This is a genomic window from Desulfovibrio intestinivivus, from assembly GCF_053570665.1.
Window position 1 is genome coordinate 2,677,918 of record NZ_JBRBQT010000001.1, and the last position, 14,865, is coordinate 2,692,782.

The 14,865-nt window shown below is 57.2% G+C and carries 17 protein-coding genes; 11 read left to right on the plus strand and 6 right to left on the minus strand.

The window, feature by feature from the left end; all coding sequences use genetic code 11:
- Positions 1-2 precede the first annotated feature (2 nt).
- From ACUZ9P_RS11515 to ACUZ9P_RS11535, 5 genes are all read right to left on the minus strand, one after another.
- The gene (locus tag ACUZ9P_RS11515) at positions 3-1,304 is read right to left on the minus strand and encodes a type II toxin-antitoxin system HipA family toxin (RefSeq protein WP_449249806.1); all 1,302 of its coding nucleotides are present in this window, start codon (positions 1,302-1,304) and stop codon (positions 3-5) included.
- 12 nt (positions 1,305-1,316) lie between these two features.
- Positions 1,317-1,661, minus strand: coding sequence for a helix-turn-helix domain-containing protein (locus ACUZ9P_RS11520; protein ID WP_298997429.1), 345 nt, complete (start codon positions 1,659-1,661; stop codon positions 1,317-1,319).
- 162 nt (positions 1,662-1,823) lie between these two features.
- A complete protein-coding gene (locus ACUZ9P_RS11525; protein WP_449249807.1) occupies positions 1,824-3,890 on the minus strand; it encodes a DUF2207 domain-containing protein in 2,067 nt (688 codons plus the stop codon).
- A gap of 54 nt (positions 3,891-3,944) precedes the next feature.
- Positions 3,945-4,241, minus strand: a complete 297-nt coding sequence (locus ACUZ9P_RS11530) for a hypothetical protein (RefSeq protein ID WP_449249808.1) — start codon at positions 4,239-4,241, stop codon at positions 3,945-3,947.
- Positions 4,225-4,788: a LemA family protein gene (locus ACUZ9P_RS11535; RefSeq protein WP_449249809.1), complete on the minus strand. Its 564-nt coding sequence runs from the start codon at positions 4,786-4,788 to the stop codon at positions 4,225-4,227. Before ACUZ9P_RS11535 ends, ACUZ9P_RS11530 begins: the two co-directional genes overlap by 17 nt.
- A gap of 252 nt (positions 4,789-5,040) precedes the next feature.
- Between ACUZ9P_RS11535 and ACUZ9P_RS11540 the strand changes: the two genes are divergently transcribed.
- Both ACUZ9P_RS11540 and ACUZ9P_RS11545 read left to right on the plus strand, forming a co-directional pair.
- On the plus strand, positions 5,041-6,108 hold the full coding sequence (locus ACUZ9P_RS11540) for a hypothetical protein (RefSeq protein ID WP_449249810.1): 1,068 nt from the start codon (positions 5,041-5,043) through the stop codon (positions 6,106-6,108).
- A 65-nt stretch (positions 6,109-6,173) separates the two neighbouring features.
- The gene (locus tag ACUZ9P_RS11545) at positions 6,174-7,106 is read left to right on the plus strand and encodes a hypothetical protein (RefSeq protein ID WP_449249811.1); all 933 of its coding nucleotides are present in this window, start codon (positions 6,174-6,176) and stop codon (positions 7,104-7,106) included.
- Between the two features lie 169 nt (positions 7,107-7,275).
- Here the strand turns inward: ACUZ9P_RS11545 and ACUZ9P_RS11550 are convergent, their stop codons facing one another.
- Positions 7,276-7,443 carry a hypothetical protein gene (locus tag ACUZ9P_RS11550; protein ID WP_192111807.1) on the minus strand — a complete coding sequence of 56 codons (168 nt, stop codon included), beginning with the start codon at positions 7,441-7,443 and terminating at the stop codon, positions 7,276-7,278.
- Between the two features lie 119 nt (positions 7,444-7,562).
- Here ACUZ9P_RS11550 and fabG point away from each other — a divergent pair, with 119 nt between their 5' ends.
- The 9 genes from fabG to ACUZ9P_RS11595 all read left to right on the plus strand — a co-directional run bounded on the left by fabG (position 7,563) and on the right by ACUZ9P_RS11595 (position 14,771).
- Positions 7,563-8,291, plus strand: a complete 729-nt coding sequence (fabG, locus tag ACUZ9P_RS11555; RefSeq protein WP_449249812.1) for a 3-oxoacyl-ACP reductase FabG — start codon at positions 7,563-7,565, stop codon at positions 8,289-8,291.
- A gap of 6 nt (positions 8,292-8,297) precedes the next feature.
- The gene (locus ACUZ9P_RS11560; RefSeq protein WP_449249813.1) at positions 8,298-9,512 is read left to right on the plus strand and encodes a beta-ketoacyl-[acyl-carrier-protein] synthase family protein; all 1,215 of its coding nucleotides are present in this window, start codon (positions 8,298-8,300) and stop codon (positions 9,510-9,512) included.
- On the plus strand, positions 9,512-10,969 hold the full coding sequence (locus ACUZ9P_RS11565) for a phytoene desaturase family protein (protein WP_449249814.1): 1,458 nt from the start codon (positions 9,512-9,514) through the stop codon (positions 10,967-10,969). Before ACUZ9P_RS11560 ends, ACUZ9P_RS11565 begins: the two co-directional genes overlap by 1 nt.
- Positions 10,951-12,192 (plus strand): beta-ketoacyl-[acyl-carrier-protein] synthase family protein, encoded by a 1,242-nt coding sequence (locus ACUZ9P_RS11570; RefSeq protein WP_449249815.1) that lies wholly within the window; start codon positions 10,951-10,953, stop codon positions 12,190-12,192. The genes ACUZ9P_RS11565 and ACUZ9P_RS11570 overlap by 19 nt, the downstream gene beginning before the upstream one ends.
- Positions 12,189-12,458: an acyl carrier protein gene (locus tag ACUZ9P_RS11575; protein ID WP_022658786.1), complete on the plus strand. Its 270-nt coding sequence runs from the start codon at positions 12,189-12,191 to the stop codon at positions 12,456-12,458. Before ACUZ9P_RS11570 ends, ACUZ9P_RS11575 begins: the two co-directional genes overlap by 4 nt.
- Before the next feature lie 202 nt (positions 12,459-12,660).
- Positions 12,661-13,194 carry a lysophospholipid acyltransferase family protein gene (locus tag ACUZ9P_RS11580; RefSeq protein ID WP_366208618.1) on the plus strand — a complete coding sequence of 178 codons (534 nt, stop codon included), beginning with the start codon at positions 12,661-12,663 and terminating at the stop codon, positions 13,192-13,194.
- Positions 13,195-13,199: 5 nt separating this feature from the next.
- A complete protein-coding gene (locus ACUZ9P_RS11585; RefSeq protein WP_449249816.1) occupies positions 13,200-13,616 on the plus strand; it encodes a hypothetical protein in 417 nt (138 codons plus the stop codon).
- On the plus strand, positions 13,606-14,043 hold the full coding sequence (locus tag ACUZ9P_RS11590) for a 3-hydroxyacyl-ACP dehydratase (protein ID WP_449249817.1): 438 nt from the start codon (positions 13,606-13,608) through the stop codon (positions 14,041-14,043). Before ACUZ9P_RS11585 ends, ACUZ9P_RS11590 begins: the two co-directional genes overlap by 11 nt.
- A complete protein-coding gene (locus tag ACUZ9P_RS11595; RefSeq protein ID WP_449249818.1) occupies positions 14,043-14,771 on the plus strand; it encodes an outer membrane lipoprotein carrier protein LolA in 729 nt (242 codons plus the stop codon). Before ACUZ9P_RS11590 ends, ACUZ9P_RS11595 begins: the two co-directional genes overlap by 1 nt.
- Positions 14,772-14,865: the final 94 nt, after the last annotated feature.

Consider the following 14,865-nt stretch of genomic DNA (forward strand, 5'->3'; position numbering starts at 1 on the left):
TTTCAACGTTTTGTTATGGCGTTGGCTGCATCCGGCAGCAGGGCGAGGGCGTAACAGTTGCGCAGATCGGCAAGGTTGCGCTGCGGCACCCCGGCGCTCAGGAGCAGGGCTTCCCAGTTTTGCCTGATCGTCCCCTTTGTTTCTTCAACAATCATCTGCGCTTCATCGGGAGCAAGGCCAAAGTGCCGGGCCGCGCCCAGCACATTGCTCATGGCGGTGCTGCGACCTTTTGGCCCCACGCTCAGGTGCAAGGCCCGTGGGGCATCGTCCATCACAGGCTGCGGCACCACATCATACGCCGGAGAGAGCCGCCAGCCGGATCGGCCATTCTGGTCAGCCAGATGCAGAAAACCATGATTGCGTAAATGGTCATCGGAGTTGTTGCACAGGGCATTGAAGACCATGCGCTGGTACAGCTCGCGGATATCGCTACGCGTGGCCTCGGCGCTGTAAAAATCCCGCCGCATGGCCGTGACAATATCTGCATAGGCGGCATGCGCCTCCGGCCCTGCTGCGCCGATGAGGGTCATTGCTGAAACAAAGGGCAGGCGCTGCAGGGCACCGTTTTGAATTTGGCGGTCAAAACGCTCAACCAGAAGGATATCGCGGTTGCCCAGAACCGTAATCCGATTCGTTTCCGGCACACTGATACCGCACTTTCCCGCAAGGAGCATGTTTGCATGTTCTATGCGACAGGTGGGCCAAGCTTCGCGCTCCTTGCTGAATTTTGCAATCCAGAATTTGCCGTCCTGCTCAAACGAGGCCTTGGGCCTTGCGCCGCCGATGGAAGAACCGCGCACAAAAAAGCGTCGGTACTGTGGATTGAGTTCGTCTGCCTGTTCCACATTGTCCGTAGCCAGCAGCATGCCCTGGAGGTCAAGTTCCACGCCGGGGAGGTTCTGCGCCCAGGGGGGCACATCTGTAAAAGGGACGGAATCGGGCGCGCTGCTGAAACCAAGCGCGCCGATTCTGTCCGGCCCGGCGTAGAGCATGTAGTCAAATTCGCCAAGGTGGGAGCCTGAGGCTTCGGCGGCGATATCAAGAACGTGACGGCCCCAGTCGTCAGGGCAGGCATCGCGCAGCCCATTAAAGAGCGCACCGCCCAGCGGGCCTTCGTAGGTGTGTTCCCGTTGCAGGGGCAAGGCAACAGGGTCAACGGCTACCGCGTCGGGCCGCTCCAGATAGCGGTTGGAATACTCAAAGAGGCATTGGCTGAACCGGCCATCCTGAACATAGCGCAGGCGTCCGGCAACGACAAAGCTGCCTCCAAGGTGCATATGCACATACGCCACGCGGGTTGTCATGACCAGTCTCCCTTAAAAGTCGTAGGAAATTTTGTCCTTCCCGCCCGTCGCCTTGCCCTCAAGCCGCCTGCGTTCGTGGGCAAGGCCGATCATGTCCGTTTCCATGGCGGCCACGCTGTCCAGGTCGTTTTCAAGCCCGAGGGTGAGCAGGGCAGTCACAAGGGTGCCAAGGCTTGTTCCCGGTGTGCCGCTCTCTAGCCTTTGCAGGGAGCCAACAGAAACCATCATGAGCTTGGCCATTTCGTGCAGTGTCAGACCCCGGCGCTTTCGCGCCAGTTTGATTCTGCGGCCCAGATCTTCAAGTTTTGCCAGAACCTTGGGCGGCAGGGCGGCTGTAGAAGCTGATGATTTACTCATAAATAGTATTTTTTTAGTTATTTTTACTAATATATGGATAAATTAAAAATGGTCAAGGGGAAATACCCGCGCAGTGGTCCCTGTTTTGGCAGGAGACAATCTTGCGGTTGCTTGAAATAGGAAAAACAACGGCAACCAGAAACAAAAGCTGATGCGCCTCCGCTACAGGCCGCCGCCTCCACCCCCGCCAGAGCCGCTGCCCGCGCCGCCCCCGCCGGAGCTGAAACCACTGGCGGATGAAGATTCGGCAGATGCGGAGGAGGCGCTTACGGCGCTGCCAAAACCATTGGAAAAGTCGCTCCAGCCGCCATGCCCGTGCACAAGGGCGACATCAACGCCGGAGTCTTCCAGCGCCGCTGCCTGTAGCTGGTCGGCAAACCTGTTGCACCACGTTTTTTCCAGCCCCAGCACCAGTGCATAGGGCAGCAGGCGGCGGAAAACCTCGGGCGTGTCTTCGGGCTTTTCGTCCTGCGCGCCTACCTGTTCCATGCGTGGCAGTTCCGCAGTGCGCATGTACATGGCAAGGCCATCAATTTCGTCCAATACCTGGCGCGCTGCGGGGCTGGGAGCCTTGATGACGGCTGTGAACGCAATGGACGTGATGATCATGAGCAGAAGAAGCAACCACCCAAGATCGTAAAAATAAAACTGAAGACCAACCGCAGTTATCCCGGCCAGTGGCAAAGCCATAAGCCCCAGAGTTACCAGCAGGGATTTTGCCTGCTGCCGCACCAGCAGCAGAGGGAGCGCCAGTGCTGCGCAAAAGGCCAGGCAAACCGCGAGCGACAGCAGAATCAGCGGAATTTGCGAGCCATCAGGGGTAAGCAAGGCAGGGTCAACTTCCCAAAAGCTCGCCGCAAAGGCCAGCGGCAGCACTAAAAAACAGCCAAGCACCGCAACCCAGGTGTTCAAGCGCCATGCGCCCTTAAAGTTCTGCTTCAGGTTTGTCCTGGCAGCGTTGAAAATGCTGCGGACATCTTCATCTTTGGGGCGAAGCAAGAGTTTTTTGCCCTTACCCGCACAGCGCGCAAGTTCGCGGTACACGGCCTGTTCTTCTGGGGTAAGTTCCCCTTTGCGCCCGTTTGATGCTGCGGTCAGTTCCAGCGCGTAGGTTTTAGCGTCCGCCTTGCTGATGCGGCACAAGCCCTTGAAAGCCAGAGCCAGAAACGTGGCGGCAAGCCCCCGGCCAGAGATGCGGGCCGACTTGTAGAAGAACTCCACCGCCAGCGGCGAAAGCGCTTGCGGCCTAGCCTCAGCAGCAGATTTTTTGCTCCACTGAGCCGTCTTTGGCGGATAATAGCGGGGGAATATGGCACCCTTGGGCGGATCAATGCCAAGGCGCTGCCAAAGCAGAAAATAATAAAGAAACACAGCGCAAAAAGCCAGGCACTGCGCAGGCAGTAAGGGATTATCGTACAGCACTTCAAAGAGCAGCCCCCGCTCCCTGATGGCGCGCTCCTCTTCTTGTCGGGCCAGCTCCAAGGCCTCTTCTTCCCGTTGCTGCTGCAATGCAAGCGGAAACACCGGGTCGGCAATGCTCTGCTTGTCAAAGGCTACAGCCACCGTAAACTGCGCCTCAGGCTCAAGGGGGCTGGTAAGCGTAAAAGTCGCTTCATTGGCTTGCGGCCTGCCGATTGTGATGCCGTCTGTATTTCTGGAGCCAGCAGGCCCGGCCCACGCGGCGGTTTGCCGCACGGCTACGCCCTTGGGCAGAATGACGCGGCAGGATGCGTTAAGGATGGGGAAGCCCCACACGCCAGTGGCGTTCCAGTTGAGCTCTCCGTTGGATTCGTAAAAGCGCAGGTGCAGGGATGTGTCGTATTCCAGCACAAAGCGGTGTTGCCCCGTGGAGAGCGGCTCCTTGCCGCGCATGAGCACCCGAATGTAATCGCCCCTGATTTCGGTTTCGACCGGGTTGAGGGGCACTCCGTCAATGCTTGCGGATGTAACGGTGAAAGGAACCGTACCACTGTAGTTTGCCGGGCCGGAATAGAGCAGAGGGAGATCGCGATATATGCCTTTTTTAATCTGATTGCCTTCCGCATGCACAACAATTGCTTCTCGCACGTGCATGCTGCCGTCCTGATGGATTGTGACGGTAGAGGCAAAGCTCTCTATGCGTTCCTGCGCGTATGCAGCAAGGCACGTGGCATGGATGCAGAGCAGCAGGGCGCATACGGTCAGTGCCATGCGGCGTGTAAAACAACTGCTGGCATAGGGCGTATGCATTGGCTTCATCCTTGCGCAGGCTGTTTGTGAGGATTGCCGTGACGCGGACAGTGGTTAAAAAAGCAGGTCTGGCAGGCTCAAGGCCGTCAGACCCACAGAGCCGAGCAAGCCCATGAACGCCAGGGCCATCCGCGCAAAATTGCCGCGTATATAGCACCGCCGCGCATACCACAGCCAGATCAGCCCTGCGGCAAGATTGCAGCCAAGCAAGGCATCTGACCGCCGCGCCATTATAAGCACGCCAGAGACCCAAAGCTGCAAGGCCGCCATCAGGGCAGCAGCCATGAAGTACAGGGCCTGCCGCCACAAGCGGCGGCCCAGCCCGTCTTGCCTGTTATTGTGCACCAACATCAGGAACTGCCCGTTCTGCTGGTGAATCAAGTTCAAAATAAGTGACAGGGGCAAAGTGGAAAAATCCGGCAACCAGATTGCCGGGGAACTGGCGAACGCGGTCGTTCTGTTCCCTTGCTGCGCCGTTGTAGTAGCGGCGGGCCATCTGGATTTCGTCTTCCAGCGTTGCAAGGCTTTGCTGCAACTGGCGATAGTTTTCGCTGGCCTTAAGCTCCGGGTAGGCTTCCGCAATGGCAAAGAGTTTGCCCAGCGCGCCGGAGAGCAGATTCTCCGCCTTGGCCTGGGCCGCAACATCACCCTGCGCGGAAAGGCTGCGGGCGCGCGCAGCGCTCACTTCTTCAAACAGGCCCTTTTCGTGGCTGGCGTACTGTCTGACGGCGCTGACCAGATTGGGCACCAGATCGTGCCGCCGTTTAAGCTGCACATCAATGCTGCTCCAGGCTTCCTCCACCATGTTTTTGCCGCGCACCAGGGCATTGTAAAGGGCTACAATGACCGCAAACACAACCACAGCGGCCCCTATGGCGATCAAAATGCCGGTGCTCATACGAACTCCTTGGATTTGTTGGGGACATGCGCAGGCTCATGAAGCCGCGTGTTGCGCACGGCCTCGGTTTGCATGGCTACGGGTCAGTTAATGCTGTCATAAAAACTGGCATATGTGCGATATTCGGTCAATGCTCCTGCGCCGTCAGGCCTGCAGGATTTTGCGCATTCTGGTGAATTTTTGCCGCCTTGCCGTCTTCAGGCCAAAACATCCAAAGACATTTATGCACAGGTACGTTACGAAGGGAAGGAAGTGGAAAGGGAAAATCAGGCCGAAATCACCAATAAAATTCCGGGGGATTGCGACATGGGTTTTTTGAGGGTTTCCAACGTGTGCGCGCATGATGGCTCTGCTTGTGTCGGCTGGGGAATGCCCCGGAGTGCGATTTCTTTTTCATGGTTGCAGGCTGCCGCGAAACCTGCGCTTGTGTTGCTGTGCCTGCTGCTGTGGCCCGGGCTTTCGGCTTATGCGGCTCCCCGTTCTGTGGGGGATTGGGTGGTCGAGGTGCCCGCAGGCTGGAAAACACAGGAGGAGGGGAATCAGGTACTGCTCAGCTCTCCCAAAGAAGACTGCTATGTGACGATGCTTGAAAAGGATTGCTTTAACGGCGATCTGGATCTGCTTGCAAAAGCTTCCGCCAGCACAACCGGCGGCAACGACTTGCGCACTCTGGGTGAAGGCAAGGGGGTTGTTTTTGCGGACAAGATTGCGCGGTACTGGGTTGGCCTTGCGGACGACAAATATATGGAAGTCTCTGTTGGGCATGCCTGCCGAGGTGCGGGGCCGATTGTAAAAAGCCTGAAAATTTCCCCAAAGGCCAAGACTGCAGCGCCTCTGAGCAAACTGCTGGCAGTAGCGCAAGGTCCTGAAAATACCAGGTGGCTTGTGACCGGCGATCGTCCTGACGATGCAAAGCCCGTGGAACCCGCAGACCCTACAGGCGACAGGCCTGATTTTGCGGCCTTGGCAGATCCTGCTGCCCCCGCCCCTGCACCGCAGGAAAAAACCATCCCCGAAGGTTGGCGTACTACGCACACCGGCCAGTGGACAATCTACGACAAGCCGGACGAAAAAGTGTGGTACGCTGTTGGCCTGTATCCGCTCAAAAAAGTAGAAAACGGGCAGTGGGGCACGGATCTTATTGATCTTGCCCGCAAGCTGAAGGGCATCAATATCACCACTGGCGAAGGCACCGTTGATTTTACTACCCGCGAAGGCGGCATCGGCACTGTGCTGACCAATGACGCCAACACGGTTGTTGAACTGTACTACCCCGAAGACGATGCCAACCTGGCGGAACTGCGCGAAGCGCTGCACTGAGATAAGCAGGGCATTGAGCGTGTGAGGCAGGCATCAGCTCTTAAATGCATCACAAGGAGTCTTGCATGTACTTGCTGAAACAATGGGTTGCTGGCGTGGCGGCCCTGTTGGTTTTTTTGCCGTCAACGGGGTTTGCGGCGGGGATAGTGCTGAAAAACAGCATGAGTTCTGACATCAAGGCCGTTTTTTGCGTGGGCAACAATGGGGATAAAAAGCCTGTTGTTGACGGGTTGGCAAAAAGGTCATCCAAAACGGTAAGTCCGGCCAAGTTTCCTGAGCATGATTGCACGCGCATTGGCGTAACCATGCAAAACGGCATGGGCTGGCAGTATTATCATGAGCCGGAACCGGGCTCAGCCAAGGAAATTGAATTTGCAATGGATGCTGCAGGCCGTAATGAAAAGCGCAAGTATCCCTCCATGCTCATTACCATGCCCGATGGTGACGCTTATGTGGCCCCGGCGGGTGTGCCCATGTTCATGCTGGTGCAGATGATGCGCAAGGGAATGGACGTGGCCCGCTGGAAGGAATTTGCCATGCCCGGCTATGAAGGGCTTAAAGAGCCCGGCGCTTATGCCATGTGCTTTGCCGATCAGTCGTGGAGCCTCGCGGGCAAGGGCATGCAGTTTGACGGCAAGGGCGGCGAACTGGAAACGGTAACGCTGTCTGCGCCCTTTGCCAATACAACCATCGGGGCCATGTTTGAAGAACTGAAAAAGAACGATTGGCTGCCGCTGGTTCTGGAAGCCGGAGGCCAGACAAGCGTATTTGGCGCGCAGGGCGCGGCCCTTGCCCCCAAGGGAAAAACTGTGGACTGCCCCCAAACCAGTGACGGCATGTGGCAGGCTCTTGAAACCCTGTTTGTGAGCGGCACAGAAAATGCGGATAAGCCCGTGCGTATCGTGCTTGGCAGCGAAGGGCTGCGGTTTGCCATGAACCTTGATCTGGATGCCGCATTGGCGGAGATAAGCCTTACAAGAGCGCCAGCGGGGAAGTAGGGGAGTATTGAAGTCCTGCTTGAAGGAATAAATAAAAATGTGGCTCATATGTCTGATGAGGACGTATAAGCCACGTTGATTTTTTCGATGTTGCCAGGCATGCAGAACGTCATGCTTGCTGAATTATTTTCCTCAACGTTGTGCGGTGTTGCAAAATAAACATAGCAAACTAGTCTGCTTTTTTTTGTTCACCCTTGTAGCCGTCATTATAGCCCTGCTGAACAGCATCAACCTTTCTTTCAATTTTTGCAGAGGCTTTGCCAGCAGTTCTGCCAACCCAACTGCATCCGCTGGAAAAGAAAAAAAGCGCAATCAAGGCTGTTGCAAGAATCCGCATGATAAATTCCATCCTAAATTGAGAGTTGTCCTAAAAGAGTCTCTTGTATATTGTGCGGCTGTCCAATCTGGTGCCTTTTTAATAAATAAAGGCATGCAAACATGCAAGCAGGGGAGCAAATGCAAACTTCGCCCATAGCTCTGGTAACGGGCGCAAGCAAGGGAATTGGCAAGGCCATTGCCCTTGGCTTGGCCGCCGATGGTTTTGATATCTGGCTGAACTACCGCAACGACCACGATGCCGCAGAAGCCGTGCGCGATGCCATTGAGGCTCTGGGCCGTCAATGCGCGCTGCTGCCCTTTGACGTGGCGGACAAAGATGCGGTGGGAGCCGCCCTTGATCCACTGCTGGCGGCGGAAACTCCCTTTGCCCTGATCAACAACGCGGGCTTTGCCCGCGATACCGTCTTTGGCCTTATGTCCGAAGAGCAGTGGGATTCCGTCATCGGTGTGCACCTCAACGGATTTTTCCATGTATCGCGCAAGGTTGTGCCGCAGATGCAGCGTGCGCGCGCAGGGCGTGTTATAAATATTGCTTCTACCTCAGGGCAAGCTGGCATGGCCGGGCAGGTGAACTATTCCGCAGCCAAGGCTGGTCTTATTGGCGCCACACGCGCCCTTGCCCGCGAGCTTGGGCGCCGCAACGTGCTTGTTAATGCCGTGGCCCCTGGCTTTATCAGCACCGAAATGACGGCCGGGCTGCCAGTGGATGAATATATGAAAAGCGTGCCCCTTGGCAGACCGGGTTTGCCGGAAGAAGTGGCGGGCTGCGTGCGATTTTTGTGTTCCAACTTGTCGTCCTACGTTACCGGACAGGTGCTGTCTGTTAACGGCGGACTGTACATGTGAGGCCCGATGCGGCGAGTTGTCATAACTGGCGTGGGGCTTGTATCCGTTCTGGGCGTTAGCCGCGAGCAGATCGCCAATGCGTTGTATAATGGAATTTCGGGCATAGTTGCCGACCCGCAGCGGCTGGAACATGGGTTTCGCAGCCAGCTTACAGGGCGCATAGACGGCTTTGATTGCGCGCGCCATCTTAACAGAAAGCAGCGCAAAAGCATGCCGGATTTTGCCATTCAGGCGCATGCGGCAACGCTGGATGCCCTGGATCAGGCCGGGCTGGCACCCGAAGACCTGCGCTCAGACAGGTGCGGCCTTGTTTTTGGCAATGATTCCACGGTGCAGTCTGTAGTTGACCAGCAGACGGCGCTTCAGGAGGCTGGCTGCACTTCCGGCATGGGCAGCGGCCATGTTTTTCGTTGCATGAATTCCACCATCACCATGAATCTCAACGTGCTGCTTGGCAATACCGGCCCAAGCTGGACGGTAAGCGCCGCCTGCGCCAGCGGGGCATATGCCATCGGTCAGGCGGCAGACCAGATTCGCCTTGGGCGGCTTGACCGTGTGGTCTGCGGCGCTGCGCAAGAAGTGAACTGGCCGTCTGTCTGCTCCTTTGACGGTCTTGGGGCTTTTTCTGCGCGTACCCCTGCGGAGGCGGCCTCCCGCCCCTTTGACAAGGGCAGGGATGGGCTGGTGCCAAGCGGCGGCGCTGCGGCCCTGCTGCTGGAAGATTACGGTACGGCCCACAGGCGCAATGCCTGCATTCTGGCAGAAGTGCTGGGCTTTGGTTGCAGCGCGGACGGTGAAACTCTTTCCGTTCCCAGCCGCACAGGGCTTGCGCGCGCCATGCGTATGGCTCTGGCGGAAGGCGGGCTGAGTGCTGCCGATGTGGATATTGTCAACGCGCACGCCACATCCACCCCTCAGGGCGATGCGGCGGAGGCCGCCAATCTACGGGCCGTTTTCGGCGCTGACTGCCCCGATGTCATGGCGCTGAAAAGCCTCACAGGGCATGAACTGTGGATGTCTGGCGCGTCGCAGGTTGCCTACGCCGTCATTATGGCGCAGGCGGGCTTTACGGCTGCTACCATAAATTATGAAGAGCCGGACGAAGATACCGCTGGCATTCCCGTGCTTGTCCGCAGGCTGGAGCAACCCCCGCGCGTCGTGCTGAATAATGCCGCGGGCTTTGGCGGCAGCAACGCCAGTATCGCCTTGAGGCTCGGCTGATGCGCTGCGTGGTCGCAGGCAGCGGCATTACCGGCCTGACTGCCGCCTTGCTGCTGGCGCGGCAGGGCCACGATGTTGCCGTGGTGGAGGCTGGCCCGCGCGTTGCCCCGCTGCTGCGTGGTTTTTGGCGCGAAGGCCTGTATTTTGATACGGGATTTCACTGCGGCGGCGGTCTGCATGCCGGGGGCGTTTTGCGCCGCTGGCTGCGGGCGCTGGGTCTAGAAAAGCATTTGCGGCAGATCACGACCAGCCGCACGGAGGTCTTTCACTTTGCCGACGGCAAGGTGTTTCAGCTCCCGGCAGGGCAAGCGGCGGTAACAGAAGCTGTTGAGCGGCAATTTCCCGGAGCCGGGCCAGCCATGAAGGCTTTTCTGCACCATATGGATACTGAACTGGGCCACTCCCCCTACCTGAATCCTTCTGTGTGGGCAGAACCGTCTTTTGCGCTCCACAGCGTGGGCAGCGTGGCCCAGTATGCTGCATCTGCGGGCTTTCCTCCTCACTTGCGGGCCATGCTCGGCACCCGGTGCCTTTTGTATGGTGTACGGCCCGAAGAATCCTCACTTGAAGAATATTCCCTTGTGGCAGGGCCGTATTTTCAGTCCAGCGGCTCGTGGCAGGGTGGTGGGCTGGCTCTGGTTGAGGCGCTTCTGACGGGCCTCGGCGAACTTGGGGTCACTGTGCGCTGCAACTCTGCCGTTGCGGGTATAGAGGCGGACAAGGCGCAAGGCGTGCGCGGCGTGGTATTAGGTGATGGTTCCCGCCTTGCCTGCGAGCGCTGCTTCTTTACCGGGCATCCCTCGCAGCTTGAGGGGCTGATTCCCAAGGGCCTCATGCGTCCGGCCTACCTGCACCGCATAAATGAGCTGCCGGAAACACGTTCCGCCATGCTGCTGTTTGCAGAAACACGCGATTGCCTGAATGAAAACGAAAGCATTTATCTGCTGCCGGAGCCTTCAGCGGAAGAATTGTTCCCGGGTGTGGAAAGCCCGCACCCCAGCGTATACCTCTTTTGCGACAGACCGCAGCCGGATGGCAGAAAGGCCGTGATGGCCGTGGCGCTTATGGACGACAAGGATTTGCCCGGCGGCGATCCGCACCCGCGCCCCAAAAGCTATGTGGAGTGGAAGCGTGAGTCCACTGCCCGGTTGCAGGCCTACATTGAAAAACGGTTACCGGAACTGGCCGGGCGCTGGCGCATTTTGGATGCAGCAAGCCCGTTGACCATGCGGCGTTGGGTTTACGGCGCTACTGGCAGCCTTTATGGCGTGCAGCACCATCTGGACGCCATGCCCATGCTGCCTGTCACACGCCTGCCGGGGCTGTTTTTGGCCGGGCAGAACATTCTGCTGCCCGGTGTGCTGGGCGGCATGGTCAGTGCTGCTCTGGCCGTGGGATTTTCTTTCGGTCATGATAACGTTCTCAAGGAGTTCAGGGAATGCGCGGAAAGCGAGTAGTCGTAACGGGCATGGGCGCAGTTTCGCCATTCGGCGAAGGCGTGGCAGCCATGTACGAAGGTGTGCGCGATAACCGCTGCGCATTGTCCCCCTTGCCAGCCTACAAGCTTGAAGGCTTGTCTTGCCGAGTAGCCGGGCTGGTGCCGCCATTGCAGGAAAAGCGCATTCCAAGGGAATTGCGGCGTTCCATGTCGCCCATGTCGATTTTTGCCTGCCTGGCTGCCTGGGAGGCTCTGGCCAATGCCGGTCTGGGCAATCGCCCCGAGCAACGCATGGGTGTAGCTGTAGGCTCAACGGTTGGCAGCCCCACCATGCTGCACGAGTTTTTTGAGATGTTTCTGCGCGAGCACAGCGTGGAGAGCATGCGCAGCACCGTATTTTTCAAGATCATGAGCCACACGGTTGCCGCCAATGTGGCCCTGGCCTGCGGGTGCGCAGGCCGCACGCTTGCGCCTGCCGCCGCCTGCGCCTCTGGCCTCATGAGCCTGTGTCTCGGGTTTGAGGCTATCGCGGCAGGGCGGGAAGAAATGATGCTCTGTGGCGGCGCGGATGAATTTCACCTGTTGACCTCCGCCACCTTTGACCGTCTTGGCGCTGCCTCGCACACAGAAGACCCGGATTGCGCCTCGCGTCCCTTTGATGCGGAGCGCACAGGCATTGTTTGCGGCGAGGGTGCGGGCATCCTGCTGCTGGAGAGTCTGGAAAGCGCTCAGTCCCGCAATGCGCCCATACTGGCGGAAATACGCGGCGCTGCCATATCTTCATCGCCCGGCAGCATCGCCCAGCCCGACGCGGCTGCCATTGCCGACTGCATGCGCAGAACATTGGAAGATGCAGGCGCGCAAGCTCAGGATGTTGCCTATGTTAACGCCCATGCCACCGCTACAGAATTCGGTGATATTGCAGAAGGGCAGGCCATTGAGGCTGTTTTTGGCTCTACAACACCTGTCAGCAGCTTCAAAGGGCACCTGGGGCATACCATGGCTGCCAGCGGCGCGCTGGAAAGCATTTTGTGTATAGAAATGTTGCAGTCCTCCACATATTTTCCAACGCGCGGCTTGCGTAATCCTGATGCCAGATGCGGAAATTTGAATCATATGAACGGGCAGCTGCATAAACCAAGTGGTTTGGTATTGAAAAATAGTTTTGCGCTTGGCGGTTGCAATTGCACTATCTTATTTGATAGGTTGAGTGAAAATTCAATCAGTGTTGGGAAAGAATGAACGATAATAAAATTAGAGAGACGATTGACGCGGCCTTGAGTGAAGAATTTGAATTGTCCCCGGATCAGCTTGTTCCTACAGCGCATATCAAGGAAGACCTCGGGCTTGATAGCCTTGATATCGTAGATATGGTCATAGTGCTGGAAAAGGCCTTCAACTTCAAATTGCAAAACAAAGAGTCCCTGGTAAAAATTCAGACACTTGGGGACATTTATGCATTCATCGAGGCCTTGCGCGATGAAGGAACCGTCAAGGCGGAACAGTAATATTGTGTCAAATATTGCCATAAGTGCAATCTTTGTTTGCTGGACACTTGTTATTTTGCCTTTAACTCTGTGCATTGCCGCGTTGCACACGGTTTTCCCCGGTGTCATGTGCGTGGTTAATCGGCGGTACATCTGGCTTTATGGCCGCTCTACGCTGTTTTTTTTGCGGCCTTGGCTGCCGGTGCGTATTCGCAACGCACATATGGCAGTGGAATATCCTGGGTCGGTTGTTGTGTGCAACCATCAGTCTTTTTTGGATATATACCTGCTTGCGGCGCAGGATCAGGCCAATGTGTGCCTGATAACCAAAAGTTGGCCCTTCCGGTTGCTCTTTTTCTTTGCGCCCACCATGCGCAGCGCGGAATATATTGATGCGGAGAGTCTGTCCGCAGAACAGGTCGAGGCTTTGTGTCTTGAACGTCTGCGTGATGGGGTTACTCTGGTGATTTTCCCCGAGGGCAGCCGTACCCGCACTGGTGCTCTCGGCAAGTTTCGGGCTGGCGCTTTTCACGTTGCTGTCAAGGCTGGTCGCCCCGTGCTCCCCTTGCTTATCCATAACAGCTTCCAGGTGTTTCCTCCTGGCGCCAAGGGCTTTCATCCTGCTACTATCCATATGGAGTTTCTTGATCCGGTATGGCCTCAAGCCTTTGCCGGAGAACTTTTACCGCATCGCGCCATGATGCGGCATGTCAGAAATCTTTATGTAAAACATCTAACGTGTGCGACAGGAGAGTAACTGTAATGAAAAAATATTTTTTGCTTACCGTGCTGCTGATGACTCTTGCGGCCATTGGCTGCCGTTTTGGCCAGCCTGTTGGCACCTTTGCCTATGACTTCCCCTCTGCTGAAGCCAGCAAGAATATTTCTGAAAAAAAGATGCACGATGCTATCGTCAAATCCTGCGCTGATACCGGCTGGCGCGTTTCTGAACCTTCCGCCAACACTATTGAAGCTACAATCATGGTGCGCAACAAGCACACGGTGGTAGTGTCCATCCCCTATACGGCCACGCATTACAGCATCAACTACAAGGCCAGCACCAACATGGAGTACAAGGCCAAGAGCGATGGCAGTGCCTCGATCCATCCCAATTACAACAAGTGGGTCGGCATTCTTGACAAGGCTATCCGCAAGAATGTGGCGAGCAGTGAATACTGATTTGCAGCAGCCTCTTACGGCCATTGTGCCGCACCGTGCCCCCATGCTTCTTCTGAGCGGGCTTGAAAGTTTTAGCTCGGAAGAAGCGCGGGCAACGGCGGCAGTGCGGGAAGATAATCCCTTTCTGCGGCCCGATGGCAAACTTGAGCGCGTGGCCTATGCGGAAATCATGGCGCAGTGTTTTGCCGCCGGGGCCGGGGCCAGCCTGCTTGCAGCAGGCGGTGCCTGCGCGGGCTGGGGCTACCTTGCCGCCCTGCGCGATGTAACCGTGCATGCAGATGCGTGCGTGGGGCAGTGCCTGGACGTCTTTGTGCGCGTCTCAGCCAGACTTGGCGAAATTGCGGTGGTTGACGGCGAGGTGCATGCCGAGGGTCAACTACTGGCCACCGCGCAGTTCAAGATATTTATGCCGGAGGAAACGGCCTGATGCGTTCATCTGCGGGCCTGCTGCTCTTGGCTGGGCTTATTATGGTTTTTACCGTGCTGCCCACTTTTGCGGTTGCGCAGGAGCAGCCGCTTGCAAACGCCGAGGCTCTGCTTGATGCTGCCGCAAAGCAAAGTGCTGGCATTGCCAGCCTGAGCGCTGATTTTGTGCAGGAAAAGTCCATGGCCGTGTTGGCCCGCCCCATGACCTCGCAAGGCTATTTTTGCCTGCGCCGTGCTGCCCATGCGGCCAATGCCCAGGCGCGTGCAACCAGCAAGGATGACAACGGCTTTGAAACCGCCGACAGCCTGCTTTGGGCGTATACCCGTCCTCTTGCCTCTGGCTTCATTTACAAGAATGGAAGAGGCGCACTGTGGGAAGGCTCGCCGGAAGCAACGCGCCCTGCCAATGAGCGGGAATCCACTGTCATTACAGCTATAATCCGGAATATTCTGGACTGGATCAGCATTGATCCGGCGGCTCTGCGCGCCACCTACAGGCTCGAGCGCCCGCAGGCCGACAAACCCATGCTTCTTCTGTACCCCCTTCGACAGTCTTTTTTTGCAAGGCTTGAAGTAACCTTCGCCGATGATCTCAAGAGCGTACGCCAGTTGACCTTTGCGGAACGTAACGGCGATACGGTGCGCATTGCCTTTAACCAAACTCGGGTCAACGAGGCCTTGCCAGCGCCCTGCGCCGTGCTTGAGGCAGCGGGGAGCGGTGGTCAGTAGGCCTATGGGCAAGCCTTTCATTGTCAGGCTTCATTGCTGGATACGCTCACACAAGATTCTGGGATTCAGCCTGGTTCTCTTGTGTTGGGCGGTT